The sequence below is a fragment of the Salinivibrio sp. PR932 genome, from assembly GCF_001996125.1.
GTDB lineage: Bacteria > Pseudomonadota > Gammaproteobacteria > Enterobacterales > Vibrionaceae > Salinivibrio > Salinivibrio proteolyticus.
In genome coordinates, this window is record NZ_MUFM01000005.1 from 21844 (window position 1) to 48329 (window position 26486).

Annotated in this window: 29 protein-coding genes and 1 pseudogene; 15 read left to right on the top strand and 15 right to left on the bottom strand. The window is 51.4% G+C overall.

Annotated features, from left to right (window positions below; all coding sequences use genetic code 11):
• The first annotated feature begins 18 nt into the window (after nucleotides 1-18).
• Together dnaG and rpoD are read left to right on the top strand one after the other, a co-directional pair.
• Complete coding sequence (dnaG, locus tag BZG84_RS03210) at nucleotides 19-1770, top strand: DNA primase (RefSeq protein ID WP_077479463.1); 1752 nt, start codon at nucleotides 19-21, stop codon at nucleotides 1768-1770.
• A gap of 81 nt (nucleotides 1771-1851) precedes the next feature.
• Nucleotides 1852-3705 (top strand): annotated as a pseudogene (gene rpoD / locus BZG84_RS03215) (RNA polymerase sigma factor RpoD); the annotation flags it as partial.
• Nucleotides 3706-3774: 69 nt separating this feature from the next.
• On the opposite strand, the gene mgtE reads toward rpoD, so the two are convergent.
• From mgtE to BZG84_RS03275, 12 genes are all read right to left on the bottom strand, one after another.
• Complete coding sequence (gene mgtE, locus BZG84_RS03220) at nucleotides 3775-5142, bottom strand: magnesium transporter (RefSeq protein WP_077479461.1); 1368 nt, start codon at nucleotides 5140-5142, stop codon at nucleotides 3775-3777.
• A gap of 121 nt (nucleotides 5143-5263) precedes the next feature.
• A complete protein-coding gene (locus BZG84_RS03225; RefSeq protein WP_077456362.1) occupies nucleotides 5264-5539 on the bottom strand; it encodes an HPr family phosphocarrier protein in 276 nt (91 codons plus the stop codon).
• Complete coding sequence (gene rapZ, locus BZG84_RS03230) at nucleotides 5536-6387, bottom strand: RNase adapter RapZ (protein ID WP_077662375.1); 852 nt, start codon at nucleotides 6385-6387, stop codon at nucleotides 5536-5538. The genes BZG84_RS03225 and rapZ overlap by 4 nt, the downstream gene beginning before the upstream one ends.
• A gap of 26 nt (nucleotides 6388-6413) precedes the next feature.
• Entirely contained in the window at nucleotides 6414-6857 is a 444-nt protein-coding gene (ptsN, locus tag BZG84_RS03235; RefSeq protein WP_069588129.1) for a PTS IIA-like nitrogen regulatory protein PtsN, read from the bottom strand.
• Nucleotides 6858-6860: 3 nt separating this feature from the next.
• Nucleotides 6861-7148, bottom strand: coding sequence for a ribosome hibernation promoting factor (gene hpf, locus BZG84_RS03240; RefSeq protein WP_077662374.1), 288 nt, complete (start codon nucleotides 7146-7148; stop codon nucleotides 6861-6863).
• 26 nt (nucleotides 7149-7174) lie between these two features.
• On the bottom strand, nucleotides 7175-8632 hold the full coding sequence (locus BZG84_RS03245; protein ID WP_077479458.1) for an RNA polymerase factor sigma-54: 1458 nt from the start codon (nucleotides 8630-8632) through the stop codon (nucleotides 7175-7177).
• A 124-nt stretch (nucleotides 8633-8756) separates the two neighbouring features.
• Nucleotides 8757-9482 carry an LPS export ABC transporter ATP-binding protein gene (gene lptB, locus BZG84_RS03250; protein WP_069588123.1) on the bottom strand — a complete coding sequence of 242 codons (726 nt, stop codon included), beginning with the start codon at nucleotides 9480-9482 and terminating at the stop codon, nucleotides 8757-8759.
• 8 nt (nucleotides 9483-9490) lie between these two features.
• Nucleotides 9491-10009: a lipopolysaccharide transport periplasmic protein LptA gene (gene lptA / locus BZG84_RS03255; RefSeq protein WP_077662373.1), complete on the bottom strand. Its 519-nt coding sequence runs from the start codon at nucleotides 10007-10009 to the stop codon at nucleotides 9491-9493.
• Nucleotides 9990-10553: an LPS export ABC transporter periplasmic protein LptC gene (lptC, locus tag BZG84_RS03260; protein ID WP_077479457.1), complete on the bottom strand. Its 564-nt coding sequence runs from the start codon at nucleotides 10551-10553 to the stop codon at nucleotides 9990-9992. Before lptC ends, lptA begins: the two co-directional genes overlap by 20 nt.
• Nucleotides 10550-11110 (bottom strand): 3-deoxy-manno-octulosonate-8-phosphatase KdsC, encoded by a 561-nt coding sequence (kdsC, locus tag BZG84_RS03265; RefSeq protein WP_077677981.1) that lies wholly within the window; start codon nucleotides 11108-11110, stop codon nucleotides 10550-10552. Before kdsC ends, lptC begins: the two co-directional genes overlap by 4 nt.
• On the bottom strand, nucleotides 11110-12078 hold the full coding sequence (locus tag BZG84_RS03270; RefSeq protein ID WP_077662396.1) for a KpsF/GutQ family sugar-phosphate isomerase: 969 nt from the start codon (nucleotides 12076-12078) through the stop codon (nucleotides 11110-11112). Before BZG84_RS03270 ends, kdsC begins: the two co-directional genes overlap by 1 nt.
• A gap of 11 nt (nucleotides 12079-12089) precedes the next feature.
• Nucleotides 12090-13052, bottom strand: coding sequence for a calcium/sodium antiporter (locus BZG84_RS03275; protein ID WP_077479455.1), 963 nt, complete (start codon nucleotides 13050-13052; stop codon nucleotides 12090-12092).
• A gap of 315 nt (nucleotides 13053-13367) precedes the next feature.
• On the opposite strand from BZG84_RS03275, the gene mlaF reads away from it, so the two are divergent.
• Genes mlaF through murA form a run of 7 tightly spaced genes read left to right on the top strand, consistent with a single transcriptional unit; the run spans nucleotide 13368 to nucleotide 17942 of the window.
• Nucleotides 13368-14165 (top strand): phospholipid ABC transporter ATP-binding protein MlaF, encoded by a 798-nt coding sequence (gene mlaF, locus BZG84_RS03280; protein WP_077456374.1) that lies wholly within the window; start codon nucleotides 13368-13370, stop codon nucleotides 14163-14165.
• The gene (mlaE, locus tag BZG84_RS03285; RefSeq protein WP_198536710.1) at nucleotides 14165-14944 is read left to right on the top strand and encodes a lipid asymmetry maintenance ABC transporter permease subunit MlaE; all 780 of its coding nucleotides are present in this window, start codon (nucleotides 14165-14167) and stop codon (nucleotides 14942-14944) included. Before mlaF ends, mlaE begins: the two co-directional genes overlap by 1 nt.
• A 2-nt stretch (nucleotides 14945-14946) precedes the next feature.
• Nucleotides 14947-15426, top strand: coding sequence for an outer membrane lipid asymmetry maintenance protein MlaD (gene mlaD / locus BZG84_RS03290; RefSeq protein ID WP_069588113.1), 480 nt, complete (start codon nucleotides 14947-14949; stop codon nucleotides 15424-15426).
• Between the two features lie 4 nt (nucleotides 15427-15430).
• Nucleotides 15431-16105: a phospholipid-binding protein MlaC gene (mlaC, locus tag BZG84_RS03295; RefSeq protein ID WP_077479453.1), complete on the top strand. Its 675-nt coding sequence runs from the start codon at nucleotides 15431-15433 to the stop codon at nucleotides 16103-16105.
• Nucleotides 16102-16416, top strand: coding sequence for an STAS domain-containing protein (locus BZG84_RS03300; protein ID WP_077479452.1), 315 nt, complete (start codon nucleotides 16102-16104; stop codon nucleotides 16414-16416). Before mlaC ends, BZG84_RS03300 begins: the two co-directional genes overlap by 4 nt.
• Nucleotides 16417-16418: 2 nt before the next feature.
• Entirely contained in the window at nucleotides 16419-16673 is a 255-nt protein-coding gene (gene ibaG, locus BZG84_RS03305; protein ID WP_077456380.1) for a BolA family iron metabolism protein IbaG, read from the top strand.
• A 9-nt stretch (nucleotides 16674-16682) separates the two neighbouring features.
• A complete protein-coding gene (murA, locus tag BZG84_RS03310) occupies nucleotides 16683-17942 on the top strand; it encodes a UDP-N-acetylglucosamine 1-carboxyvinyltransferase (RefSeq protein WP_077456382.1) in 1260 nt (419 codons plus the stop codon).
• A 102-nt stretch (nucleotides 17943-18044) separates the two neighbouring features.
• On the opposite strand, the gene degS is transcribed toward murA, so the two are convergent.
• The 3 genes from degS to zapG form a co-directional block, all read right to left on the bottom strand.
• Nucleotides 18045-19118: an outer membrane-stress sensor serine endopeptidase DegS gene (gene degS / locus BZG84_RS03315; RefSeq protein ID WP_077479451.1), complete on the bottom strand. Its 1074-nt coding sequence runs from the start codon at nucleotides 19116-19118 to the stop codon at nucleotides 18045-18047.
• A gap of 141 nt (nucleotides 19119-19259) precedes the next feature.
• On the bottom strand, nucleotides 19260-20624 hold the full coding sequence (locus tag BZG84_RS03320) for a Do family serine endopeptidase (RefSeq protein WP_101494742.1): 1365 nt from the start codon (nucleotides 20622-20624) through the stop codon (nucleotides 19260-19262).
• 68 nt (nucleotides 20625-20692) lie between these two features.
• Nucleotides 20693-21100, bottom strand: coding sequence for a Z-ring associated protein ZapG (gene zapG / locus BZG84_RS03325; protein WP_077479449.1), 408 nt, complete (start codon nucleotides 21098-21100; stop codon nucleotides 20693-20695).
• A gap of 200 nt (nucleotides 21101-21300) precedes the next feature.
• Here zapG and zapE point away from each other — a divergent pair, with 200 nt between their 5' ends.
• The 6 genes from zapE (at nucleotide 21301) to BZG84_RS03355 (ending at nucleotide 26478) form a co-directional block, all read left to right on the top strand.
• Nucleotides 21301-22407: a cell division protein ZapE gene (gene zapE / locus BZG84_RS03330; protein ID WP_077479448.1), complete on the top strand. Its 1107-nt coding sequence runs from the start codon at nucleotides 21301-21303 to the stop codon at nucleotides 22405-22407.
• Between the two features lie 284 nt (nucleotides 22408-22691).
• On the top strand, nucleotides 22692-23120 hold the full coding sequence (rplM, locus tag BZG84_RS03335) for a 50S ribosomal protein L13 (RefSeq protein WP_077456388.1): 429 nt from the start codon (nucleotides 22692-22694) through the stop codon (nucleotides 23118-23120).
• A gap of 13 nt (nucleotides 23121-23133) precedes the next feature.
• Complete coding sequence (gene rpsI / locus BZG84_RS03340) at nucleotides 23134-23523, top strand: 30S ribosomal protein S9 (RefSeq protein WP_069588094.1); 390 nt, start codon at nucleotides 23134-23136, stop codon at nucleotides 23521-23523.
• Between the two features lie 365 nt (nucleotides 23524-23888).
• Nucleotides 23889-24479 carry a ubiquinol-cytochrome c reductase iron-sulfur subunit gene (gene petA, locus BZG84_RS03345; RefSeq protein WP_069588092.1) on the top strand — a complete coding sequence of 197 codons (591 nt, stop codon included), beginning with the start codon at nucleotides 23889-23891 and terminating at the stop codon, nucleotides 24477-24479.
• Complete coding sequence (locus tag BZG84_RS03350) at nucleotides 24479-25744, top strand: cytochrome b (protein WP_069588091.1); 1266 nt, start codon at nucleotides 24479-24481, stop codon at nucleotides 25742-25744. The genes petA and BZG84_RS03350 overlap by 1 nt, the downstream gene beginning before the upstream one ends.
• Entirely contained in the window at nucleotides 25741-26478 is a 738-nt protein-coding gene (locus BZG84_RS03355) for a cytochrome c1 (protein ID WP_077662367.1), read from the top strand. The genes BZG84_RS03350 and BZG84_RS03355 overlap by 4 nt, the downstream gene beginning before the upstream one ends.
• Nucleotides 26479-26486: the final 8 nt, after the last annotated feature.

The window sequence follows — 26486 nt, forward strand, 5'->3', positions numbered from 1 at the left end:
CCCTATAAATTTCAGGTTATGGCAGGCAGAATCCCGCGCGCATTCATTGACGACTTGCTCTCACGTCTCGACATTGTTGAGATCATAGACGCACGGGTCAAGCTCAAGAAAAAGGGCAAGAATTACAGCGCCTGTTGTCCGTTCCATAACGAAAAAACGCCTTCATTTAGCGTTAGCCAAGAAAAGCAGTTTTACCACTGCTTCGGATGTGGTGTGCACGGTAATGCCATCGACTTTGTGATGGAATTTGATCGATTGGAGTTTCCCGATGCGATTGAAGAGTTAGCGAACACACTCGGTTTAGACGTGCCCCGTGAACAAGCGAATGGCGGGACAGCACGCCCCAGCATTCCCACGGATGATAAACGTCAGATTTATGAAACCATGGAAGCCATTGCACGGACCTACAGCAGCGAGCTGCGAACGGAAGCCGGACAAGTGGCGGTGGATTATCTCAAACAACGTGGTCTATCCGGTGAAGTGGTAAAACAGTTTGGTATTGGGTATGTCCCTGATCATTGGGACACCATTAAGCGACGTTTTGGTCGTAGCCAAGCGGAGCAACGCCAGCTGATCACCGCTGGCATGTTGATTGAAAACGACAATGGTCGCAGTTATGACCGTTTTCGTGGTCGCGTGATGTTTCCTATCCGCGATCGCCGAGGCCGTGTGATCGGCTTTGGTGGACGGGTGTTAGGGGATGGCACCCCGAAATACCTGAACTCGCCAGAAACGCCGATCTTTCATAAAGGTCGGGAGTTGTATGGCTTGTATGAAGTGATGCAACGTTATCGCCACCCTGAGCGTATCCTCGTGGTTGAAGGCTATATGGACGTGGTGGCACTGGCACAATTTGGTGTCGATTACGCTGTGGCCTCGTTGGGGACATCGACCACCGGGGAGCATATGCAAACCCTGTTTCGGCAAAGTAGTACTATACTTTGCTGCTACGATGGCGATCGAGCCGGCCGAGAAGCGGCATGGCGGGCGATGGAACAAGCATTGCCCTACATGACTGATGGCAGACAGCTCAAATTTATGTTTTTGCCCGACGGTGAAGATCCGGATTCGATGATCCGCCAAGAGGGCAAAGAAGGGTTTGAACAGCGGTTGAATGAGGCACAAACCCTCTCCACCTTTATGTTCACCACCTTGCTTAAGCAAGTCGACACCAGCAGCCAAGAAGGTAAAGCCAAGTTGGCGAACTTGGCAGTGCCTTTGATTGAAAAAGTGCCCGGGGATACGTTGCGCCTTTACCTGCGTAATACACTGGGGCAGAAATTGGGCATCATGGATGACCATCAGCTAGAGACCTTGATCCGTCGCCAAGGGCAGCCCGTTAAAGTACATGGGCAATCAGAGATTAAGCGTACGCCGATGCGTGAGGTGATTGCATTACTGGTCCAGTACCCGTACTTGGGCCAAGAGGTACCGCCGTTGCCATCAGCGGAGTCGATTGATTTGCCCGGTTTGGCGTTACTCAATCCGATCCTTGAGATCTGTCGAGCGCGCCCCAATATCACTACCGGTCAGTTGCTAGAGCACTGGCGGGGGACAAAACAAGAAGCCTTGCTGGCGCGGTTAGCCGGCTGGGATCTTTATATTGACGATGATAATGCGTCAGAACTTTTTTGCGATTCACTGGATAAAATACTCGCCCAGTGTGTCGAACAACAAATAGCCAAGTTGCAAGCGAAGTCAAATACCGTCGGCTTATCAGTCGAAGAGAAGCGGGAACTGATGCTACTGATACAGAGCCAGTCCGTTTAGAAAGTAGCCAGCAAAGGCGACATTTGTTAAAATTGGCGGTTTGCGTTTCCGCATACTAAATTCTTCACTCAGACCCGAAGTTGGATATCGTCTATGGATCAAAATCCGCAGTCACAGCTAAAGTTGCTTGTCGCAAAAGGCAAGGAACAAGGCTATCTGACCTATGCCGAAGTTAACGACCACCTCCCGGAAGACATTGTCGATTCCGACCAGATAGAAGACATCATTCAGATGATCAATGACATGGGCATCCAAGTGGTAGAAGCCGCGCCCGATGCTGATGAATTGATGATGTCTGAGACCGTGGCCGACGAAGACGCGGTAGAAGCCGCAGCGGCAGCGCTGTCCAGTGTGGAAAGTGAAATTGGCCGTACCACCGACCCTGTGCGCATGTATATGCGTGAAATGGGAACGGTAGAGCTTCTGACCCGTGAGGGTGAGATCGATATCGCGAAGCGTATCGAAGACGGCATTAACCAAGTACAGTGCTCGGTGGCGGAATACCCGGCCTCGATTGCCTCACTGCTTGATCAGTTCGATAAGGTGGAAGCGGAAGAGCTACGCCTGACTGACATCATCTCTGGGTTTATTGATCCAACCCAAGATGACATGGCCCCGACCGCCACCCACATCGGCTCTGAGCTGAGTGAGAAAGAGCTCGAAGACGAAGATGACGACGACGCTGATGACGACGATGATGATAACGACAACGAAGAAGATGTCGGTATCGATCCTGAGCTTGCACGCGAGAAGTTTAGCGAGCTCCGTCGTACGTATTCCAATATGGAAGCGGCAATCAACCAGTATGGTCGTTACGACGACCGCACTAAAGCGTCTATCGAAGAACTGTCAGAAACCTTCAAGCAGTTCCGCTTGGTGCCTAAGCAGTTTGATCGTCTGGTTAACGAAATGCGCCAGACCATGGACAAAGTGCGTACCCAAGAACGCTTGGTCATGCGTCTGTGTGTCGATCAGGCTAAAATGCCGAAGAAAACCTTCGTGCAGCTGTTTGCCGGTAACGAATCATCTGATGCATGGATTGATGAAGCGCTGTCATCCGGTAAGCCGTATGCAGAGCGTGTGGCGCGTTACGAAGAAGATCTACGTCGCTGTGTACAAAAGCTGAAAATCATCGAAGAAGAGACAGGCCTGTCTGTTGAGCGTATCAAAGACATTAGCCGTCGCATGTCTATCGGTGAAGCGAAAGCACGCCGTGCGAAGAAAGAGATGGTGGAAGCCAACCTACGTCTGGTTATTTCGATTGCTAAGAAATACACCAACCGTGGCTTACAATTCTTGGATTTGATTCAAGAAGGTAACATTGGCTTGATGAAAGCGGTGGATAAATTTGAATACCGCCGTGGTTATAAGTTCTCAACCTATGCGACTTGGTGGATCCGTCAGGCGATTACTCGCTCGATTGCAGACCAAGCACGGACGATTCGTATTCCGGTGCACATGATTGAGACTATCAACAAGCTTAACCGCATCTCGCGTCAAATGCTTCAGGAAATGGGGCGTGAGCCACTGCCTGAAGAGTTGGCGGAGCGCATGATGATGCCGGAAGATAAAATCCGCAAAGTCCTCAAGATTGCGAAAGAGCCAATCTCAATGGAAACCCCTATCGGTGATGATGAAGATTCACATCTGGGCGATTTCATTGAAGATACCACCCTTGAGCTACCGATGGACTCAGCAACGTCTAACAACCTGAAAATGGCGACCAATGACGTATTGGCCGGTCTGACACCGCGTGAAGCAAAAGTGCTACGCATGCGCTTTGGTATCGATATGAATACCGACCACACGTTGGAAGAAGTCGGTAAGCAGTTTGATGTTACGCGCGAGCGTATTCGTCAGATTGAAGCGAAAGCGCTGCGTAAACTGCGTCACCCAAGCCGTTCAGAGACATTACGTAGCTTCTTGGACGAGTAAGCGGTAAGCGTTTTGCACTGCCCAATAGAAAGGCGAGCCAATGGCTCGCCTTTTTTAATCGCGGTCAGATTAGGTAATAAACAAGGTAGCGAGGCCAAGAAAGGCAAGGAGTCCAACCACGTCAGTGACGGTAGTCAGTGCCATGCCTCCTGCCAGTGCCGGATCAATATTGTATTTTTTTAACAGGGTCGGGATGGCGACTCCGGCAATCCCAGCGATAAATAAATTCATCATCATCGCACCGGCAATGATCAATCCAAGCTCAAGGTTCCCTTTCCATAGCACCACGACGCCGCCAATAATCATCGACCATACCAAGCCATTGATAAGTCCAACGGTGGCCTCTTTGGCCAGCAGCCAGCGTGTGTTGGAGTCACCAATGTGACCCACGGCTAACCCGCGAATGACCAAGGCAACGGTTTGATTCCCCGCTACACCGCCCATCGAGGGGACGATAGTCATCAATACCGCAATCGCAGCCATTTTATCGAGCGTGCCTTCAAACATGTTCGACACGGAGGCTGCGGTCAGTGCTGCAAGTACATTGATCCCCAGCCAGATACTGCGACGACGCGCACTTTTAAAGGCGGGCGCAAAGGTGTCTTCGTCATCGTCGAGACCGGCCAAGCCCATCATCGAGTGCTCGGCATCTTCACGAATAATATCGACCACGTCATCGATGGTAATACGGCCGACAAGGTGATTCTGTTGGTCGACGACAGGGGCGGAAACCCAGTTACGACGCTCAAAAAGGCTCGCCACATCGCCATCGTCCATGGTCACGCTAATGGCTTCATCCGGATCGTCCATGATGTCGACCACTTCCGTGTCCGGCTGGTTAACCAACAAGGCGGCAATAGGTAAATTGCCAATCAGTCGGCCATTCGGGTCAATCACATAAAGCGCATCAGTGGTATCGGGTAGCTCGCCTCGCATGCGTAGATAACGCAGTACCACATCGACAGTGACGTCGCCTCGAATGGTGACCACGTCGGTGTTCATCATCCCGCCCGCAGAGTCTTCCGGGTAGGAGAGCGCTTGCTGGATGCGCGCACGGTCTTGTGCGTCCATCTCTGCCAGCACGTCTTGTGAGACATCTTGAGGCAAACTACGCAGCAGATAAGCGACGTCGTCGGTTTCCATCCCTTCGGTAGCGGCGGCAAGTTGCTCGGGCGCCATACGCACCATGATGCCGTCTTTCACATCCTCAGACAGCTCATCGAGGATTTCACCTTGGTCTTCGGGATCCGTCAGTTGCCAGAGAACTAAACGGCCTTTGGGCGGCGAGGCCTCAAGTAGGTGGGCGATGTCTTCCGGCTCCATGTCTTCCAACATGCGGCGGACGCGGACAAACATGCCTTGTTCCAGCAGTAGGCTAACTTCTTGTAGCCGTTGGTGGGTTTGATTGCTCTGTTCTTGTTCTGTCGTTTCTGCCATAGGCAACATCCCCCATTGCAATGTCTGAAATTCTAACGCAATCAGGGGAGTCTGTCGCATGACAAATGGGTTGCGTGTCAGTATAAGAAAGGAATTGCGTGCTGGTCAGCGCAGTGGGCGGTTAACTTTCTTCGTCAAATCCGGCATCGAATAGCGCTTTTACCGCGTTTAAAGCCGGTTCGGCTTGTGGACCCGTCGCGGTGAGGGTGATGGTTTGTCCTTGAGCCGATTCCAGCATCAGCATCGCCATCACGCTATCGGCCGTGGCGCGCTTATCGCCACTTTGCAACTCAATGGTGGCGTCGTAGGCTTGGAGCAGCTCAACCAGCTTCATGGCGGCGCGCGCATGTAAGCCCAGTCGGTTACGCACACACACATCCGTGTGCAGGGTGGTCATGACGATTGCTCCAAGGTGCGATGGCGAATCTGCACTTTTTCGCCGAGCTCCGTGAAGTAGTCAGACAGATATTGGGCAATATACACAGAGCGATGTTTACCCCCCGTACATCCAATTGCGACGGTAACATAACTGCGATTATTGTTTTTCAATGCGGGCAGCCAAGACTCAAGAAAGCCTTTGATTTGTGCAATCACCATCGCGACATCGGGTTGCGCGGCGAGGAACATGCGTACGGGCTTTTCTAAGCCGGTATGAGGGCGCAGGGTCGGCTCCCAATGCGGGTTGGGCAAAAAGCGAACATCAAACACATAGTCGGCATCGGCGGGTAAGCCATGCTTAAAGCCGAACGATTCAAACACCATCACCAAATCGCCACTAGCGCGGCCCAATACCAGTGAGCGTACCGACTCGCTCAAGTCGTGAATCGACAGCCCCGTGGTATTAATCACGCGGTCGGCGTGTTCCTTGATGGGCGCCATTTGTTGCTTTTCGGCTTGAATCGCTTGCTCAAGAGACAGGTTTTGGCGCGACAGGGGATGCAGGCGGCGCGTTTCACTAAAGCGTTTGATCAGGTCCTTGTCATCTGCATCCAGGTAATACAAGGTGACATCGCACACTTCCCGTAACGCGGCGAGGGTGTCAGCAATAGGCTCATTTGCGTTAGGCAGGTTACGAATGTCCAAGCTGACCGCAATTTTGGCCTCGGCATCTTCTTGCGACGTGACGAAGTCGCGCAACAGATTCACAGGGAGATTATCAACGCAGTAATACCCGAGATCTTCGAGCACCCGCAACGCCACAGATTTGCCTGACCCCGAACGGCCACTGACAATTTTCAGCATCATAATAGACTCCCGTCAGCCCTTACTCGTTATTGAGTCATGATATTGTACAGCTCTTGGTCCGAATCTGCATTGCGAAGCTGTCGGCATAGCTGTTTATCATTGAGCTTTTCGGCGATGGCCGAGAGGGTTTGGAGATGGTATTTGCACTGTTCGTCCGGGACGAGTAGCGCGAAGAGCAAATCGACGGGGCGTTTGTCGATAGCGTCGAACTCAATCGGCTCTGCACATTGCAACAACACGCCAATAGCATGGTCACTGTCCGTGATGCGGCCGTGTGGAATGGCAATCCCTGAGCCGATACCTGTGGTGCCCAGCTTTTCACGACTTAGCATGCATTCAAACAATTGTTGCGCGTTGATCCCCAACTTGTCCGCAGCCACTTGGCTAATGATTTCTAGGGCGCGTTTCTTGCTGGAACAGTGGACGGCACTGCGTGTGCAGTCCACTGTGAGTACGTCTTTAAGTTCCATAGCTTAATGCTGTTTGAGCTTCTCTTTATGTTTACTCAATTGCTTGACCAACTTGTCGGTCAACCCATCAATGGCCGCATACATATCTTGCGACTGTGCTTTAGCATGAATCTCTCCATTGTTGACATGGAGCGTCGCTTCAGCGATTTGGTCGAGCTTTTGGACCGTCAACACAACGTGGACATTATTAATGTGCTCGAAAAAGCGCTCGAGTTTAGCAAACTTTGTATCCACATACTCGCGTAATGGTGGCGTGATTTCGACATGATGTCCGGTCAGGTTGATTTGCATACACATCTTCCTTCTGTTGAGGCGCCCTAAAGCAGGCGCTTACGCTGGTTTGACGGCGCAATACCGAGCGACTCCCGATACTTAGCGATGGTCCGTCGTGCAACTTTGATGCCTTGCTCAGCTAACAAGGCGGCAATTTTGCTATCACTGAGGGGCTTGTTGGCAGGCTCCGCTGCCACCAATTTTTTGATCAGGGCACGAATGGCTGTCGAAGAGCATTCGCCGCCATTGTCCGTGCTCACGTGGCTTGAGAAGAAGTACTTCAACTCAAAAATACCGCGTGGCGTATGCATAAATTTTTGGGTGGTCACACGAGAGATGGTCGACTCGTGCATGTCGACGTCCATGGCGATATCGTTAAGCACCATGGGCTTCATGGCTTCTTCGCCATACTCAAAGAAATCTTGTTGATGCTCGACAATACAGCGGGCCACCTTCAATAAGGTCTCATTGCGGCTTTCGAGGCTTTTAATCAGCCACTTGGCTTCTTGCAAATGGGAGCGAATAAACTGACTATCTGACGGGCTACAGCCGTTACGACCATAAGCGGCATATTGCTCATTGACCTTAAGCTTAGGAACGCTATCTGGGTTGATTTGTACCACCCATTTGCCGTGATGTTTAAACACGGAGACATCCGGTACCACGTATTCTGCTTCGTTGGTCACGATCAGGTTACCCGGACGTGGCTCAAGACTATGGATCAGTTGCATCACGGCTTTAAGATCCGGCTCTTTTAGACGGGTATCTCGCATCAGTTGACGATAATCGCGGTTGGCGAGCAAATCCATATGTTGGGTGAGCACGGTACGTGCCTCATCCAGCCAGGGCGTTTCTGGATTGTATGTCGCTAATTGGAGCAATAAGCACTCTTGTAGCGAGCGAGAGGCTACACCCAATGGATCAAAGTGTTGAACACGTTTTAATACGGCTTCCACTTCGTCAAGCTCAATCTCCTCACTGCCCAAGCTTTCTATGATCTCATCCGTGGTGACTGACAGATAGCCTTGATCGTCCACCGCATCGATGATCGCCAAGGCAATCGCTTGATCCGTTTCCGAGAAGGGGGTGAGGTCGAGCTGCCATTTTAGATAGTCGTAAAGGCTTTCGGTGGTTTCACCTTGATACACGGGAAGCTCATCGCCGCCCGAGGCAATGCCAGTACTGCCGGTTCCCGCGCTATAGACGTCATCCCAAGTGGTATCCACCGGCAACTCGTCGGGCATTTCGTTTTTCTCGAAGGCGTCTGAGGTTTCTAACGTGTCGGCGCTGGCAGTGGCGGTTTCCGTGGTGTCGTTATCATTACGCTCCGCGGCCTCTTGCTCTTGACCCTCGTCCTGTTCCAACAGCGGGTTGGTTTCCAACGCTTCTTGGATCTCTTGCTGCAAATCTAGCGTCGACAACTGCAGCAGGCGAATAGCCTGCTGTAGCTGCGGTGTCATTGCGAGTTGTTGTCCAAGCTTGAGCTGAAGCGTGGGTTTCATAGGGGCGTTACACCTTTCCTTTTACAACGACCAATGAGGTTAAAACGCTTGCTCTGAGATGCAGGGCAAGCGCTCTATAAATAACTATAGCCGTGATTGGCAGATTTTAGCGTGAGCGAGTCCACTATAGCTTGAACTGATCACCGAGATAGACACGTTTGACGTGCTCGTCATTCAGCACTTCATCAGGGGTGCCGTGCGCAATCAAGTGTCCTTGGCTGACAATGTAAGCATGCTCACAGACACTCAAGGTTTCTCGAACATTGTGGTCGGTGATCAGCACGCCTAAGCCACGATCGCGTAGGTGTTCGATGATCTTTTTAATGTCGATCACGGAGATCGGATCGACGCCGGCAAACGGCTCATCAAGCAAAATGAATTTCGGGTTAGCGGCGAGGGCGCGTGCAATTTCGACACGGCGTCGTTCGCCCCCTGACAGCGCCATGCCAAGGCTATCGCGGATATGCTGAATATTAAATTCATCCAACAAGTCTTCGGCTTTGTCTTGACGCTCCTCTTTGGTGAGGGATTTTCGCGTTTGCAGTACCGCCATCAAATTGTCGTAGACGGTGAGCTTGCGAAAAATCGAGGCCTCTTGCGGCAAATAACCGATGCCAAGACGTGAACGGTTATGCATCGGCTGAATGCTAATGTCTTGATCGTCGATAAAAATTGCCCCTTCGTCGCGAGCGACAAGACCGACAATCATGTAAAACGATGTGGTTTTACCTGCACCATTTGGGCCGAGTAGGCCGACGATCTCGCCGGATTTTACTTCCAGACTGACATCGGCGACGACTTTTCGTCCTTTATAACTTTTCGCCAAATTGGCCGCTTTTAACGTTGCCATAGGGCCTCTTATTGCGATTCTGACTCAGATGGGCTTTTAGTGGTCGGCTGCAAGATAGTAGTGACACGCTTATTGCTGTCACTTTCTGCGACCAATTGCTGCTTATCAATTTGATAGGTGATCACGTTGCCTTCGACTTGATTACCCGCTTGCTCCAGCATGGCATTGGTCGACATTTTCAAAAACTCGTTGCCCACTTCGTAGCGCAACTTATAGGCTTCACCGTGCAGCTTTTTACCATCATCCATGGTCTGCTCGAAGGTCGCGGGTTTACCGAACGCTTCAATGGTTTCATCGCCTTCTTGGCCTTGAGGGCGGATCACGACCAGCTTGTCGGCCAGAATTTTAATGCTACCTTGGGTCAGTACAACATCTTGGGTAAAGGTCACCGTGTTGGTGGCCATGTCCAAATGCTGGCTCTCAGATTGAATATAAATAGGCTGCTCTGTGTCGCTACTCAATGCCAATGAGTAGTGCGAAAACAGCAACATGGCACCTGCCAGTGCTTTAACGAGGGGTCGTTTCATATCGGCCTTTAACATCGTTTAACAGTTCCATCTGGTGGTTACCGAAGTTCCCTTTCACGCGTTGTCCTTCGGTTTGAAAGCCAACGCCAGTGATGGTGGTGGGACGGTCGGACCAAAAGTCTCGCGTGGTGAGATCCAACGTCACAGTCTCGGTGGCTACCGAATGAATTTGCGCGTTCGGTAGCAAGTTAAAAATTCGCACTTTGCCTGTCATCGTCAATATGTGCTTATCAGACAGCACCGCATAGTTTGCACTGATGCGCCACTCTTCGTCTTTACCATTGTTATAGGTCCATAAGACAGGCTCATTAAAGTGGGTTTCATCAATGTTGGCGTAGTGCTCTAAGTGCTCAGCGTCAACGGTATAGCTGCGTATCCCATCGGCGTTGTATTGCACGGTTTTAATTTGTTCACCGGTAAACAGAGGCTTTTCTGCGTCCGGCTCAACTTGTACCGCACGCTCCCAGACATGTTGAGAAAGCAGATAATAGCCGGTTAGGGCACACAGTACTATCAGCACCAGCATGCTTAGCCGCTGCATCATACGCTTAAGCCCTTGTGCTGATCGAGCTCGCCTCGTGCCTCGAGGATCAGATCGCAGACTTCACGGACCGCGCCGAACCCACCACGGATTTGGGTCACCAGATCGGCGCGTTGTTGTAATAGCGGGTGACCGTCTGCCACACAGACCGCGAGGCCGACTTTTGCCATGACGGGCCAATCAATCAAGTCATCACCGATATACGCGGTGTGCTCAGGGTCAACGTTGCATTGCTGACAAAGATCGTCGTACGCAGCTAGCTTGTCACTTTGTCCTTGATAGACATGACGGACCCCTAAGGCGTTCATTCTATTTTCGACAATCTTAGACTGTCGACCTGTGATCACTGCGACCTCAATACCAGCGTTCATCAAGGCTTTGATGCCGTAGCCATCACGGGTGTGAAAGGCCTTCAGCTCCTCGCCTTGATTGCCCATATACACGCGACCATCGGAGAAAACGCCATCGACATCGCAAATCAGTAGCTGGATCGTCGCCGCGCGTTCGAACAGGGTGGTGGCAACAGGGCCATATAAGGTGTCAGTCACAGGTGCGGACATTACATTACTCCGGCTTTCAAAAGGTCATGCATGTTGAGGGCGCCAAGAAGCTGGCCATTTTTCGCCACCAGCAGCCCGTTAATTTTACGCTCCTCCATGAGTTTGAGTCCTTCTGCCGCCAGCAGTTCCGGTTCAATGGTGATCGGATTGGCGGACATCACCTCGCCAATGGCGGTGGTGTGTAAATCAATGCGTTGATCGAGTAAGCGGCGCAGATCGCCATCGGTAAAGACGCCTGCCAACTGTTGCTCTGCATCGACCACGGCGGTCATTCCCAGGCCTTTTTCTGACACTTCCAGCAAGGCATCGCGCACGGTGGCACTGTCTGGCACCACGGGTAAACGCTCGCCTTGATGCATCAGATCGCTAATACGTAAGAGTAGTTTGCGTCCTAATGCGCCGCCCGGATGGGAGAGGGCAAAGTCATCGGCGGTAAAACCTTTTGCTTGCATCAATGCCATGGCAAGCGCGTCGCCCATCACCAAGGTGGCCGTGGTACTGGATGTAGGCGCAAGCTTAAGGGGGCACGCCTCTTTGGGTACGTGAATATTGAGGTGGACTCTGGCGAGTTGCCCCATACTCGAGTTGGGGTTGCCCGTCATACAGACTAACGGGATACCGAGACGTTTAATCACCGGGAGTAAGGTAAGAATCTCACCGGCTTCGCCAGAGTTGGAAATGGCTAACACCACGTCGCCTTGATTAACCATCCCAAGATCGCCGTGACTTGCCTCACCTGGGTGCACGAAAAACGCAGGCGTTCCTGTGCTTGCAAGAGTGGCTGCAATTTTGCGGCCGATGTGGCCCGACTTGCCCATTCCCATTACCACCACTTTGCCGGTGGCGTTCAAGATTAATCGACAGGCGGCATCAAAATGCTCGTCAATCGCCGTTTTGAGTTGTGCAATCGCATCTTGCTCAATGGTAAGCACATCAAGTCCTGCGCGACGAAAATCAAATTCACTCATCACCATGTCCATTATGCGGCAGCGTTAACAAAGAGATAGCCTTGATAGGCGATATAACACATCAAAAAGATCGCCCCTTCAATGCGGTTGATACTGCGTGATTTGCCTAATGCGAAGACCAGTAGCATCACAGAGAGAACCAGCATGATGTAGTAATCCCGCCCCATTGCAAATTCACTGATCGGTGACGGGTTGAGCAAGCCCGGGATCCCCATCACCGCCAAGATATTAAACACGTTCGAGCCGATAATATTGCCGACAGCGAGATCGTCTTCCCCTTTCATCACGCCGGCAATCGAGGCGGCGAGTTCGGGCAAGCTGGTGCCGATAGCAATGATGGTCAAGCCAATCACCAAGTCGCTCATGCCAAAGTATTGAGCAATGGTGACTGCCGAGTCGACCACTTGATCGGATGACAGCAATAGCAAAGGCAGACCGATTAAAATCCACATTACCGCTTTTAGATTACTGACATCTTGCGGAATGTCCGATTCCTGATCCGCCAGCATAGGATCGGTCCCGCCTGAGTCTTTGCCAATTTTGATCATGGCAAGGATAAACACCACGAATAAGACCAACAGACCCACGCCTTCGAAAAAGCCGAGGTGGTTGTTCCACAAAAGAGCGCCGGCGAGCAAGGTGACCGCCATCATTAATGGTAGTTCGCGGCGCAAAATGATAGAGCTAATCGACAAAGGCTTAATCAGGGCGGTAAAGCCAAGAATGAGGGCAATGTTGGCGATGTTTGATCCTAAGACATTCCCCACCGCGGTGTCGGTTTTATCTGCAAGCGCGGCATTGGCCGATACCATCATTTCAGGCGCGGAAGAGCCCATGGCCAGAATCGTCATGCCAATGACAAGAGGAGAGACGCCGTAGTTTTTCGCGATCGCGGCAGCGCCGAACACAAGTCGGTCAGCACTCCAAACCAGTAACACTAATCCAACAATAAGTATGGCAACCGCTTCTACCATGACACCTGTCCTTTGCGTTTTTAAATTGGCGTAAATGAGGTGCAATTCTGACGGCTAACGTGGCAAATGTGAAGCGAAAAGCCCGCACCATCGCCGTGAATGCGTTGCTTTTCATTCATGAACGGGAACTCGTTGGCACTTTTTCGGTCCATATAGGCCATTCTTCCTCGATGAGCGGGTGAATGGCTATACTGCCATAATCAGGGCTATATCACGTCCTATCAGGCAGGGAGCGGGCGTTGCTTGTGTTAGCATAGGGGACGCCTTATTATCAGCCACTTAATTTTTATCCTATCTAACCATGAGAATGCGGCAATGGCAGCACAGAGCCTGATAGATATTAACGGGATGACATTCTCACGGGGCAGCCGGTGCATTTTCGATCATATTGATTTGCAGGTGCCGCGTGGTCAGGTGACCGCCATCATGGGACCATCTGGCATTGGTAAAACAACCCTATTGCGTTTAATTGCTGGTCAGCTAAAGCCTGATGCCGGCGACATTGTTTTTGATGGCCACAATATTCCCACCTTAGGGCGTCGTCGTTTATTCGATGTGCGCCAACGGATGAGCATGTTGTTTCAATCTGGCGCCTTGTTCACCGATATGTCGGTGTTTGATAATGTGGCCTTTCCCTTGCGTGAGCACACGCAGTTGGATGAATCCCTCATTCATACCATTGTGATGTTGAAGCTTGAGGCGGTAGGGCTGCGCGGGGCAGCTGCATTAATGCCCAGTGATCTCTCTGGGGGGATGGCTCGCCGTGCAGCACTGGCGCGTGCTATTGCCCTCGACCCAGAACTGATTTTGTTTGATGAGCCGTTTGTGGGACAGGACCCAATTACTATGGGGGTCTTGGTCACCTTGATTCGCCAGCTTAACCAAGCCTTGGGGCTGACCTGCGTGGTAGTATCCCACGATGTGCCTGAAGTGATGAGCATCGCGGACAAAGTCTATCTGTTGGCAGACAGCCGGATCATCGCCAGTGGCACACCGCAATCGCTGCGTGATAATCAAGATCCTTGGGTCAAACAATTCCTCGAAGGGCACGCAGATGGCCCTGTACCATTCCGCTATCCTGCGGGTCAGCTAGAGCAGGAGATTTACCGGTGATAAAAACGCAGATTGCGGATGTGGGTCGCCGCGCGATGGGCGTGGCTGAGTCGATGGGACGCGCCACCTTTGTGATGACCGGCGCGCTGGTGGGCAAACCACAGCCGAGCAAGACCTTCCCGCTCTTGATTAAACAGCTTTACTCAGTGGGCGTTCGCTCACTGGCGATCATCATCGTATCAGGCCTATTCATTGGCATGGTGTTGAGTTTACAAGGCTATTTAGTGTTGTCCGATTTTGGTGCAGAAACCAGCCTTGGACAAATGGTCGCCTTGTCGCTGTTACGCGAACTAGGCCCGGTGGTGACGGCACTGCTGTTTGCCGGACGGGCGGGCTCAGCGCTGACCGCGGAAATTGGTCTGATGAAAGCCACTGAGCAGCTATCCAGCTTAGAGATGATGGCGGTTGACCCGCTTCGCCGCGTGGTCGCGCCGCGCTTCTGGGCCGGTGTGATTGCGATGCCGTTGTTGGCGGTGATCTTTATGCTGGTGGGCATCTGGGGCGGCGAGCTCGTCGGGGTAGACTGGAAAGGCATCGATCACGGTAGTTTCTGGTCTGTGATGCAAGCATCGGTCGATCTGGGCTACGACGTTGGCAACGCACTGATCAAAAGTGTGGTATTTGCTATCGCAGTGACTTGGATTGCCCTGTTTAACGGTTACGATGCCACGCCGACCTCGGAAGGTATCAGCCGTGCCACCACACGCACTGTGGTGCACTCTTCATTGGCCGTGCTCGGCCTTGACTTTGTCCTTACTGCACTCATGTTTGGGAATTAATCATGCAACAGAGTCGAAAAACAGAATTTTGGGTAGGCTGCTTTGTCATCGCCGGCATTGCAGCATTATTGGTGCTGGCGTTCCAAGTGGCGGATGTTCAACGTTGGGGACGAGCGGATACTTACACCTTAACCGCAGAGTTTGACAATATTGGTGGCCTGAAAGTGCGCTCACCGGTCAAAGTCGGGGGCGTGACCGTGGGTCAGGTGACCGCTATCTCGCTGGATGCAGAAACCTATGTGCCGAAAGTCACCCTACAGATTAACAGCAGTGCGGGATATTTCCCTGAGTCGAGCTCGGCATCGATTTACACCGCAGGCTTACTCGGTGAGCAGTACATTGGTATTACGCCCGGGTTTGTCGATGAAGCATTAGGCATTGGCTACCTTGAAGACGGCGGTAAGTTAGAAGACACCAAATCCGCGCTGGTACTCGAGGACTTAATTGGACAGTTCTTGTATAGCGTGGGCGATAAGGAGTAATCGAATGAAGAAGGTTTTGATCACACTGTCATCAGCGCTGATCGTGTTTGTCGCCAGTGTCAGTTCGTTTGTGCATGCCAGTGAGCCGGTGGACCAAACCAACCCCTACCGGTTGATTGAGCAAGTGGCTGACAACACCTTTACTCGCCTGCGTAAAGATCGCACCTTGTTCCGCGCCGATCCGGATTTGCTGCGTGACGTGGTGAAAGACGAGCTACTGCCCTACATCCACACCCGCTATGCGGCGTCGTTGGTGCTAGGTGCTCAGCATTATCGTCAAGCCACCCCTGAACAGCGCGATGCATTCACCGAGGCATTCACCGAATACATGATTGCTTCCTACGCACAAATCCTGCTCGAGTACGACAACCAAGATGTCAACGTGCAACGTGACCAAGCCATTGGTGATGACGACAAGATTGTAAAAGTGCGCGTGGATATCACCGATTCCTCGCGTCCGCCGATTCGTCTTGATTTCAGTCTGCGTAAAAATACTCGGACAGGAAATTGGCAAGCCTATGACGTAACGGCGGAAGGGGTGAGTATGATCCAATCTAAACAATCAGAGTGGAAAGCGCCGCTGCGTCGTGATGGTATTGATTCTGTGATTGAACAGCTCAAAGAGCTGGCGGCAAAACCGATTCGTCGCGAGGATAAACAGAAACAGGGCGAGTCATGAGTGTCGAGTTAATTACAAGCGGCGGGCAGCATTACCACTTGTCAGGACGGTTAGATCGTGACACAGTGCCCGCTTTTTGGCGCCAGCGTAGCCAGTGGCTACCTAATGATTCGGCGCTGAGCCTGGATTTAAGCGGGCTATCTCGCGTCGACTCTGCCGGCATGGCCATGTTGTTGCACTTGGATAAAACCTTGAAAGAGAAAGGTCAGACCGTGCGCTACAGCGGCATGCCAGAGCAGCTCAAACTGTTGTTGACGCTAAGCAACATCGAGGCATTTTTTGACGATGCTGAGCATCAAGAAGGGGTTTAAACGTGGAAGCGAGCGAAGTTAAAGCCATTTTAGACGCGGCTCTGTCACTAGACGAGCTGCACGTGAAAGGCGACGGAAGCCACTTTGAAGTAGTGGCCGTGGCAGAGATGTTCGACGGAATGTCGCGTGTGAAAAAACAGCAGACCATCTACGGCCCGCTGATGGAGCACATTGCACGTAACGATATTCATGCTGTGAGCATTAAAGCGATGACCCCCGCAGAGTGGGCGCGCGATAAAAAGCTGATGCAGTTGTAAGAGGGTCAGATGCAAAAGTTTCGAGTGACGGGCAATGGCCCGCTTAAAGGTGACGTGGCCATTTCCGGCGCGAAAAATGCAGCTCTCCCTATTTTATTTGCTTCACTGTTGGCTGAAGAGCCCGTTGAAGTCGCCAATGTGCCTAAACTCCGCGATATCGATACCACTATGGCGCTATTATCGCGCCTTGGGGCAAAAGTCAGCCGCAATGGCTCTGTCCATGTCGATGCCAGCGATATCACGGAACTGTGTGCCCCCTATGATTTGGTTAAAACCATGCGTGCGTCGATTTGGGCGCTCGGCCCCTTGGTCGCACGTTTCGGTAAAGGGGAAGTGTCTTTACCCGGCGGATGTGCGATTGGTGCCCGTCCGGTGGACTTGCACATTAACGGCTTAGAGCAGCTCGGCGCCACCATCACACTCGATGAAGGCTATGTGCGAGCCACCGTCGATGGTCGTCTAAAAGGAGCCCACATTGTGATGGATAAAGTCAGCGTGGGTGCTACCGTCACTGTGATGTGTGCTGCCACCTTGGCAGAAGGCACCACGGTGATTGAAAACGCCGCCCGCGAGCCAGAAATCGTGGATACGGCGAAATTCCTCAATACCCTTGGGGCGAAAGTCAAAGGCGCAGGCACCGACCGGATTGAAATTGAAGGGGTTGAACGTCTTGGCGGCGGCGTACATGCGGTGGTTGCTGATCGGATTGAAACCGGTACCTTTTTGGTGGCTGCGGCGGTTTCAGGCGGCCATATCGTCTGTCGCAATACTTCTCCGGATTTACTCGAAGCCGTGCTTCATAAATTGGAAGAAGCTGGCGCTAAGGTCACCACAGGCGATGACTTTATCGAGCTGGATATGACCGGCCGCGAACTGAAAGCGGTGAATGTACGTACCGCGCCGCATCCGGGCTTCCCAACCGACATGCAAGCGCAGTTTACCTTGCTGAACTTGGTGGCGAAAGGGACCGGGATTATTACCGAAACTATCTTCGAGAATCGCTTTATGCATGTGCCTGAACTGCAACGTATGGGCGCACACGCAGAAATAGAAGGCAACACCGTGGTGTGTGGTGATTGCGATAGCCTCAGTGGCGCGCAAGTGATGGCCACTGATCTGCGTGCCTCGGCAAGCTTAGTGATTGCTGGATGCATTGCCAAAGGCGAAACCGTGGTGGATCGCATTTATCATATCGATCGCGGTTATGAGCGTATCGAAGATAAACTGCAAGCGCTGGGCGCGAAAATCGAGCGTATTGACGGCGAGTAAGCGCGTCGTACGATGAGTTAACGAAAAAACGCCAGCCTTGATGGGGCTGGCGTTTTTGTCTTTGTGAGGCGTCAGCGTGTGCTAACGATGCGTTGCCGTCGACTATTGGCCGCTGTCTGGCTCGTTCCCGACCGTCACCGGCAGGGTTAAACTCTCACCATCGCGAATAAGGGTAATCGAAAGTGTTGTGCCAGGACGCGCATCGGTGACAATATCCATCGCCCCACGGGCACCTTTAACGGGTTTATCGTTAATTTTAATGATCAAATCTTGCGGCTGAATTCCCGCCTTTTCTGCCGGGCCGCCTTTATCCATGTCCGCCACCATTACGCCGCGCTGTTGCTCGGCATCAAGCAAGCGCGCCATCACTGGATTGACGTCACGACCATCGATACCAATGTAGCCTCGGATAACGCGCCCATCAGCAATCAATTTATTCATGATCTTTTCGGTTAAGCGGTAGGGAATGGCAAAGGAAATCCCGTAGGTTTCCAGATCGGTTGCCTGCTGAAACGAAGCGGTGTTGATCCCCACCAGCTCACCGCGGCTATTCACCAACGCGCCGCCGGAATTCCCTCGGTTAATTGCGGCATCGGTTTGCAGAAAGTCTTGGCGGCCATAAAAGCTCATCCCAGTGCGGCCCGTGGCGGAGATAATGCCGTAAGTGGTGGTTTGTCCGAGGTTATACGGGTTACCAATCGCAAGAACGGTATCGCCAACGGTAGGTTGATAGTCTTGGTTGACTGGGATTACGGGTAAGTTTTCAGCTGGAACTTTCAGCACCGCCAGATCCGTGCGTTGATCTTTACCGACCATTTGCGCGGTAAAAATACGGCCGTCTTGCAGGGCAACAATCACCTGATCCGCTTTGGCGACCACATGGTAATTGGTGACCACATAGCCTTTGGCGCTCATGATCACGCCTGAGCCAAGTCCTTGGGTATTGAGCTGCAAACGGTCGCCGCGAACGTAATTGCGGGTATAAATATTCACCACCGCGGGAGAGGCGCGCTTGACCGCATAACTGAATGAAACCAGTTCAGGCTGTTGGACCTCATCAAAATCGGGCAAGGATGAAACACTAAAAAGGCCTGAGCGTAGATCAGGCACCGCAACCAAAATTAGGGCGGCAGTGAATAAGCCAATAAGCGTGGAGCGAACCAATAGTGCCAGCATAAATGATGCTATCCTCAACGAAGCCAACTGCGAGGCTAGAGGATAGCATTGCAACAATCGTTTGTGGAAATGCAAAGCGGTGAGCTTTGTACAAAAAATGCCTGCCAAGAGGCAGGCATTTTGCGTGAGGCAAAGGCGGGATTAACGGATCACTAAATACAAGGAGCCGTTATCTCGAGCGATGTTCAGAGCCAGCACATTCGGCTTGTCTTCCAAAATCTTACGTAAATCACCGAGGTTTTCGACCTTATGTCGGTTCACCCCGACAATCACATCTCCTTCGCGCAGCCCGTATCGCGCCGCCAAAGACCCTTCTGCGACCGCAGCGACTTCTACACCGGCAGGATCGCCATCATGGTTTTTCAGCTCAGCGCCTTTCAACGCCTTATGCAGGTCATCGGCTTTGGCTTGCGTTTGGCTCGCTTCTTTCAGCGTGGTTTTGGCCGTGATGGTTTCGCCATCTCGGATCACACCCAGCTCAACGTCTTTGCCTGCGCCCAAGGTCGCGATTTTTGCGCGTAGCTCGCCAAAGGTACGGATACTCTTACCGTTGACCGAAACAATAATGTCGCCGGCTTTTAAGCCAGCCTCTTCGGCGGCAGAGTCCGGCATCACTTGGCTGACAAACGCACCATGTTTGGTGGCAAGGCCAAATGCATCTGCCAACTCAGAGGTCAGCTCACGGCCGGTCACACCCAGCATGCCGCGACGTACCGAGCCATATTCGAGAATTTGGTCGACCAAGCTTTTCGCCATGTTGGCTGGGATGGCAAAACCAATCCCGACGTTGCCGCCATTGGGGCCTAAAATCGCGGTATTGATACCAATCAACTCACCATTCAGGTTCACCAACGCGCCGCCGGAGTTACCGCTGTTAATCGCGGCATCGGTTTGAATAAAGTTTTCAAAGTTTTCTAAATTCAAACCACTGCGTCCGAGCGCAGAGATAATCCCTGAGGTGACGGTTTGCCCCAGTCCAAAGGGGTTACCAATCGCGACGGCAAAATCACCGACGCGTAGTGCGTCTGAATTAGCCAGTTTGATTGCAGTGAGGTCTTTCGCTGCGTCATCCAGTTGCAGCAGGGCAATATCTGACATCTCATCGCTGCCAATTAGGCGTGCGTCATATTCACGGCCATCTTGCAGCTGGACGCGAATTTGGTCGGCGTCATCAATCACATGATGGTTGGTAACAATGTAGCCTTTGTCGGCATCGATAATGACGCCAGAGCCTAAGCCGCGGAATGGGCGCTCTTGGACTTGCTCAGAAGGCATGTTGGGGCCAAAGAAAAAACGGAACGCTTCGGGAACACGTTGTTTCGAAACTTTATTACCCTCGACAGCGATACTGACCACGGCAGGAGAAACTTTCTCAAGCATTGGCGCCAAGCTAGGCATGGTCTGACCGCTCACCGCTTGAGGAAGTGCCGCATGGCTAGGAAGAGGAGAAAACGCCGCGCCAAGGGTCAACGCGGCAACACTAATCGCTAGTAAAGACTTTTTCATCATAGACTCACTCCGATTGTCCGAGTATGGATAAGAGTGGGGTCTATCTTAAAAAGTTCAATCCTTGATCAACTCACGCGCGATTTTCCTTCTTCTTTCAATAGCCCAGAGCCAGTGTCAGAGTAATCGCGTGGCGGTTGGTCGCCGTCAGTGGCTTCTTTAATCTCGGTGATCTTGCCTAAGCGCTTCGCAAAAGGATTATCTTGCTCGGGTAAATTCGGCATCAGATCGGAAGACGTTTTTGCCATATGCTGATACAGCTTGCTGTAATCCTTCGAGATGGTATCGAGCAGATCAGCACTTTGGGCGAAATGATCGACCAACTCTTGGCGATATTGCTCCAGCTCGTAACGTGACTTTTCCAGCTCCCTTTTTAAATCTTTTTGTTGTTTGAGGTCACGCGTAGTCATGCGGGCTATCAAAAAGCCAACCGCTACGCCGATGATGAGAAAGATCAGGCTATTAATCCAAGCCATAACTGCTCCTTGTAGTCACAAGTTGACCAACCACAGATACCATTTTCCCGCCTAAAAAGACAAGCGAAACGCCTCTGCTTGTTTCAACTTTAGCGCACTGTTTTGAGAAAAGTGAAGGTTGGTGATTGCTGCTCACTATACATGGCAATCGTCTGACGTGGTACTATCGAGGCAGGCGAATAACACGAGGCTTTCAAGGAATGACGCCGCTCGAACATTATAATAACGATCTGACCCAAAACGATTTTATTGAAGACCCCGCACAGCGTATGGCCGTTGAGAAACTCGATGCGCTCTATCACCGCTTACTACAAACGCCTGTGGTTGCGCCTAAGCCTGATAAGCGTGCTTGGCTACCATGGCGTAAATCGACCCCCCAACCGATCACACCGGTTAAAGGACTTTACTTTTGGGGCGGTGTCGGACGCGGTAAAACCTATCTGATGGATACCTTTTTCCATGCGCTACCGTTTGAAAACAAAATGCGCATGCACTTTCACCGCTTTATGCATCGGGTGCATCAAGAGTTAAAAGCGCTGGATGGTGAGGCCGATCCGCTTTGGCAAATCGCGGATAAATTTGCCCAAGAGACACGCGTTTTGTGTTTCGATGAATTTTTTGTCTCTGATATCACTGATGCGATGATCCTCGGCACCTTAATGGAAGCCCTGTTTGCGCGCGGTATTACGCTGGTGGCCACATCAAACATTGTGCCTGACGAGTTATATCGTAACGGCCTGCAGCGACAACGATTTTTACCCGCGATTGATTTAATCAATCAGCATTGTGAGGTGGTAAACGTTGACTCGGGGGTGGATTATCGCCTGCGCACCCTCACTCAAGCAGACATTTTTCATCACCCCTTAGGTGACAGTGCTCGTGCCAAAATGGACGACTACTTTCGTAAGCTCAATGGCGAGGGTGGGGTGCGCGATGATGTGATTGAAGTGAACCATCGCGCGCTGCCAACCATTGAAAATGGTGATGGTGTCGCGCATTTTAGTTTTGCTGAGCTGTGTCAGTCCGCACGTAGTCAAACCGATTACATGGAATTGGCGCGTTTGTATCACACGGTATTGCTGGCCGATATGCCGCAACTTCAGGCTAATCAAGAAGATGCTGCCCGTCGTTTTATTGCTTTAGTGGATGAATTTTACGAGCGTAACGTTAAGCTGATCATTTCTGCAGCGGTGCCGATGGACAGCCTCTATGCAGGCGAGCGATTGCGGTTTGAGTTTGAACGTTGTCAGTCGCGCCTTATCGAGATGCAAAGCCACGAATACCTTGCATTGGCGCACTTACCATAGGCTGTCGCGCACCTGTTGGCGCTTTGCGCATCAAGCGATTGCTAAACAATAACCAGTTGCGCATCAAGCGATTGCTAAACAATAACCAGTTGCGCATTTTGGTGGGATTTTTTTTGAAAAAGAGGTGATTTTTTCTCCACTCTTCCCTATAATCCCGCAACCCACCGTTACTGTTGAAAGGCTTAGGCCGAGGGTACCACCACTCGAAGGGGTGTTGTATGGACTCTTAACAGTGGGAGCTTCGGCTCCTTAAGTGAAACTTATTAAATCGGGTAATCATTAGCATGAAAACTTTCGTTGCTAAACCAGAAACTGTAAAACGCGACTGGTACGTTGTAGACGCTGAAGGCAAAACTCTGGGCCGTCTGGCTACTGAAATTGCATCTCGTCTGCGTGGTAAGCACAAACCAGAATACACCCCTCACGTTGACACCGGTGACTACATCGTTGTTATCAACGCTGAGAAAGTTACTGTAACTGGCCGCAAAGCGTCTGACAAAATGTACTACAGCCACACTGGCTACGTAGGTGGCATTAAGTCAATCAGCTTCGAGAAGCTGATCGCGCAAAAACCTGAGCTGGTTATTGAGAAAGCCGTTAAAGGCATGCTGCCTCGCGGTCCTCTAGGTCGTGCGATGTACCGTAAACTGAAAGTTTACGCGGGTTCTGAGCACAAGCACGCGGCACAACAACCGCAAGTACTAGACATCTAAGAGGAATATAGCAATGGCAGAACAATACTACGGCACTGGTCGTCGCAAAAGCTCCGCAGCTCGTGTATTCATCAAGCCGGGCAGCGGTAACATCGAGATCAACAAGCGTTCTCTGGACACTTACTTTGGTCGCGAAACTGCTCGCATGGTTGTTCGTCAGCCACTAGAGTTGGTTGAGATGATCGACAAGCTGGACCTGTACATCACCGTTTCTGGTGGTGGTATCTCTGGTCAAGCGGGCGCTATCCGTCACGGCATCACTCGTGCACTGATGGAATATGATGAGTCTCTACGTCCTGCACTACGTGCAGCTGGCTTCGTGACTCGTGACGCGCGTAAAGTTGAGCGTAAAAAAGTGGGTCTGCGCAAAGCACGTCGTCGCCCACAATTCTCGAAGCGTTAATTTACGCCCGAGCAATATTTGCCTCAAAAAGCCTGGTGGTTACACCGGGCTTTTTTTATGTTTGCACCAAACGGCTTACAAATATATTTCCTTTCAAAACAGCGTATAAGCACGCATTTTCCAACATTTCTATTACCCTTTCCTTAATTCTGTGCACACCGCTCACATTTGTTACAAAAAGGTAGCTTTATCTTGTCAAAAAGTAGGGTTTTCTCTATCATCTAGCCGACGTAATAGCAGCTAAGATTTAATCGAACTGATCCCGGTCAGCCGTTATTACATATTCGTTTTTGAGTTAGCCGTACGCTCCATGGACGCAAAGGACACAATAAAAATCCAAGCGGGAGCACATGGGAGAATGTTGGATGAGCAATGCGCCAGTGAATACCGGCCGACGCCGTTTCCTGACTGCGACGACGTCAGTTGTTGGCGGTTTAGGGGCCGTAGCAGTTGCCGTGCCTTTTATTAAGTCCTGGAACCCAAGCGCCAAAGCAAAGGCCGCGGGGGCGCCAGTTGAAGTCGATATCAGTAAACTGCAAGACGGCCAGATGATCCGCGTCGAATGGCGAGGAAAGCCTGTATGGGTGGTCCGTCGCAGCCAAGCAATACTCGAAGAGTTGTCTACGTTTGAAGACAGACTTCGTGACCCCGCGTCTGAGCAACCTCAGCAGCCAGGGTATGCAACCAATCAAACCCGTTCTATCAAGCCAGAAATCTTTGTTGCGGTTGGTATTTGTACCCACCTTGGTTGTTCACCAACCTATTTGCCAGACAGCTTTAGCGAGCAGGTGAGTGGGGTGAAAGCCGGGTTCTTCTGCCCGTGCCACGGTTCCAAGTTTGATATGGCCGGACGCGTATTCCAAAGTGTTCCAGCGCCGCTTAACTTGGTGGTGCCGCCTTATATGTTCTTGGACGACAAGCGCATACTCGTGGGACAAGATGAGGGGAATGCGTAATGGAAAATTTCCTGAACTGGGTTGAAAAACGTATTCCAGCGATGAATGCGTACCGTAAACACATGACCGAATACCCTATGCCGAAGAACTTTAACTTCTGGTATATGTTCGGTGTGTTGGCGATGATTGTTTTGGTTAACCAAATTCTTACAGGGATTTGGCTAACCATGAACTATGTGCCGTCAGCAGAAGGCGCGTTCGCGTCGGTTGAATACATCATGCGTGATGTGGAATACGGCTGGCTGCTCCGCTACATGCACTCCACCGGGGCCTCGGCCTTTTTCGTGGTGGTGTATCTGCACATGTTCCGCGGGTTAATTTACGGCTCGTATCAAAAGCCTCGTGAACTGCTGTGGCTGTTCGGTATGTTGATTTTCTTGGTGCTAATGGCCGAAGCCTTTATGGGCTATCTGCTGCCATGGGGTCAGATGTCATACTGGGGCGCGCAGGTTATCATTTCTCTGTTTGGTGCCATTCCGGTTATCGGTGACGACCTCACCCTGTGGATCCGTGGTGACTACGTCGTTTCTGGCGCAACATTGAACCGCTTCTTTGCGCTGCACGTCATTGCGTTGCCGATTGTGCTGCTGTTGCTTGTTGTGCTTCACGTACTGGCACTGCACGAAGTGGGCTCAAACAACCCAGACGGTATCGATACCAAACTGCCAAAAGGCAAGATGGGCGACGATTACCAGTCACAGTTTAAGTTCCACCCTGACTACACCAAGAAATATGACATCATCGATTCGATCCCTTTCCACCCTTACGGGACGGTGAAAGATCTGATTGGTATCGGTGTGTTCGGCATCTTGTTTGCCTACGTCATTTTCTTTAACCCTGAAATGGGCGGCTATTTCCTTGAGCCACCTAACTTTGAAGCGGCGAACCCGCTGAAGACGCCTGAGCACATTGCCCCGGTTTGGTACTTCACGCCTTTCTATGCGATTTTGCGTGCGATTCCAGACAAACTGATTGGGGTTATCGCCATGGGTGCATCGATTGTGGTGCTGTTCTTGTTGCCATGGCTTGACCGCTGTCGCGTGCGTTCATACCGCTACCGCAGCAAGTTGCACTTGGCGAACATTGTGCAATTCGTGATTGCCTTTATCGCTCTGGGCATTCTCGGTGCGTTGCCTGCGACGCCAACTTATACCTTGCTGGCGCAGATCTTCAGCTTCTGTTACTTCATGTTCTTCGTGCTGTTGTTCTTCTACAGCAAAAATGAAGCAACAAAACCGCTACCAGAGAGGGTGACATTCAAATGAAAAAATGGATTGTAATGTTATGCGCGCTGTTGCCCTCTTTGGCGATGGCCGCCGGTGGTAATGTTCATTTGGACGATGCCAACAACGACTTAACGGACAAAGCCTCATTGCAACGTGGTGCCAAGCTATTTATGAACTACTGCTTTGGTTGTCACGCCACGCAATATCAGCGCTATCAGCGTGTGGCTGAAGATCTCAACATCCCGAAAGACTTGATGGAAGATAACCTCATCTTCGACAAAAACGCCAAGTACGGGGATTTGATGAAAAACGCCATGTCGCAAGAATCGGGTGCCAAATATTTTGGTGCCCCAGCGCCGGACCTCACCTTGGTGGCGCGCGTGCGTGGTGTCGATTGGCTATACACCTATTTACGCTCGTTTTATGTTGACCCTTCTCGTCCATTTGGCGTGAACAATACAGTCTTCCCTAATGTGGGTATGCCACACGTGCTCGAAGAGCTACAAGGGACACCGCGTAAGGTTTACGAGCAACGTATGGTTGACGGTAAAATGGTTGAAGAGTTCGTTGGCCTAGAATCTGATGGCAACGGTGAGCTCAGCTCCGGCGAGTACGACAATGCCGTGCGCGATCTGGTTAACTTCCTTGAATATGCCGGCGAACCTGTAAAGCTAGAGCGTCAGCAACTAGGTTGGTGGGTGATTGGCTTCTTCGTGATATTCCTTATCTTGGGTTACCTACTCAAGAAAGAATATTGGCGCGATGTGCACTGATCGGTTAA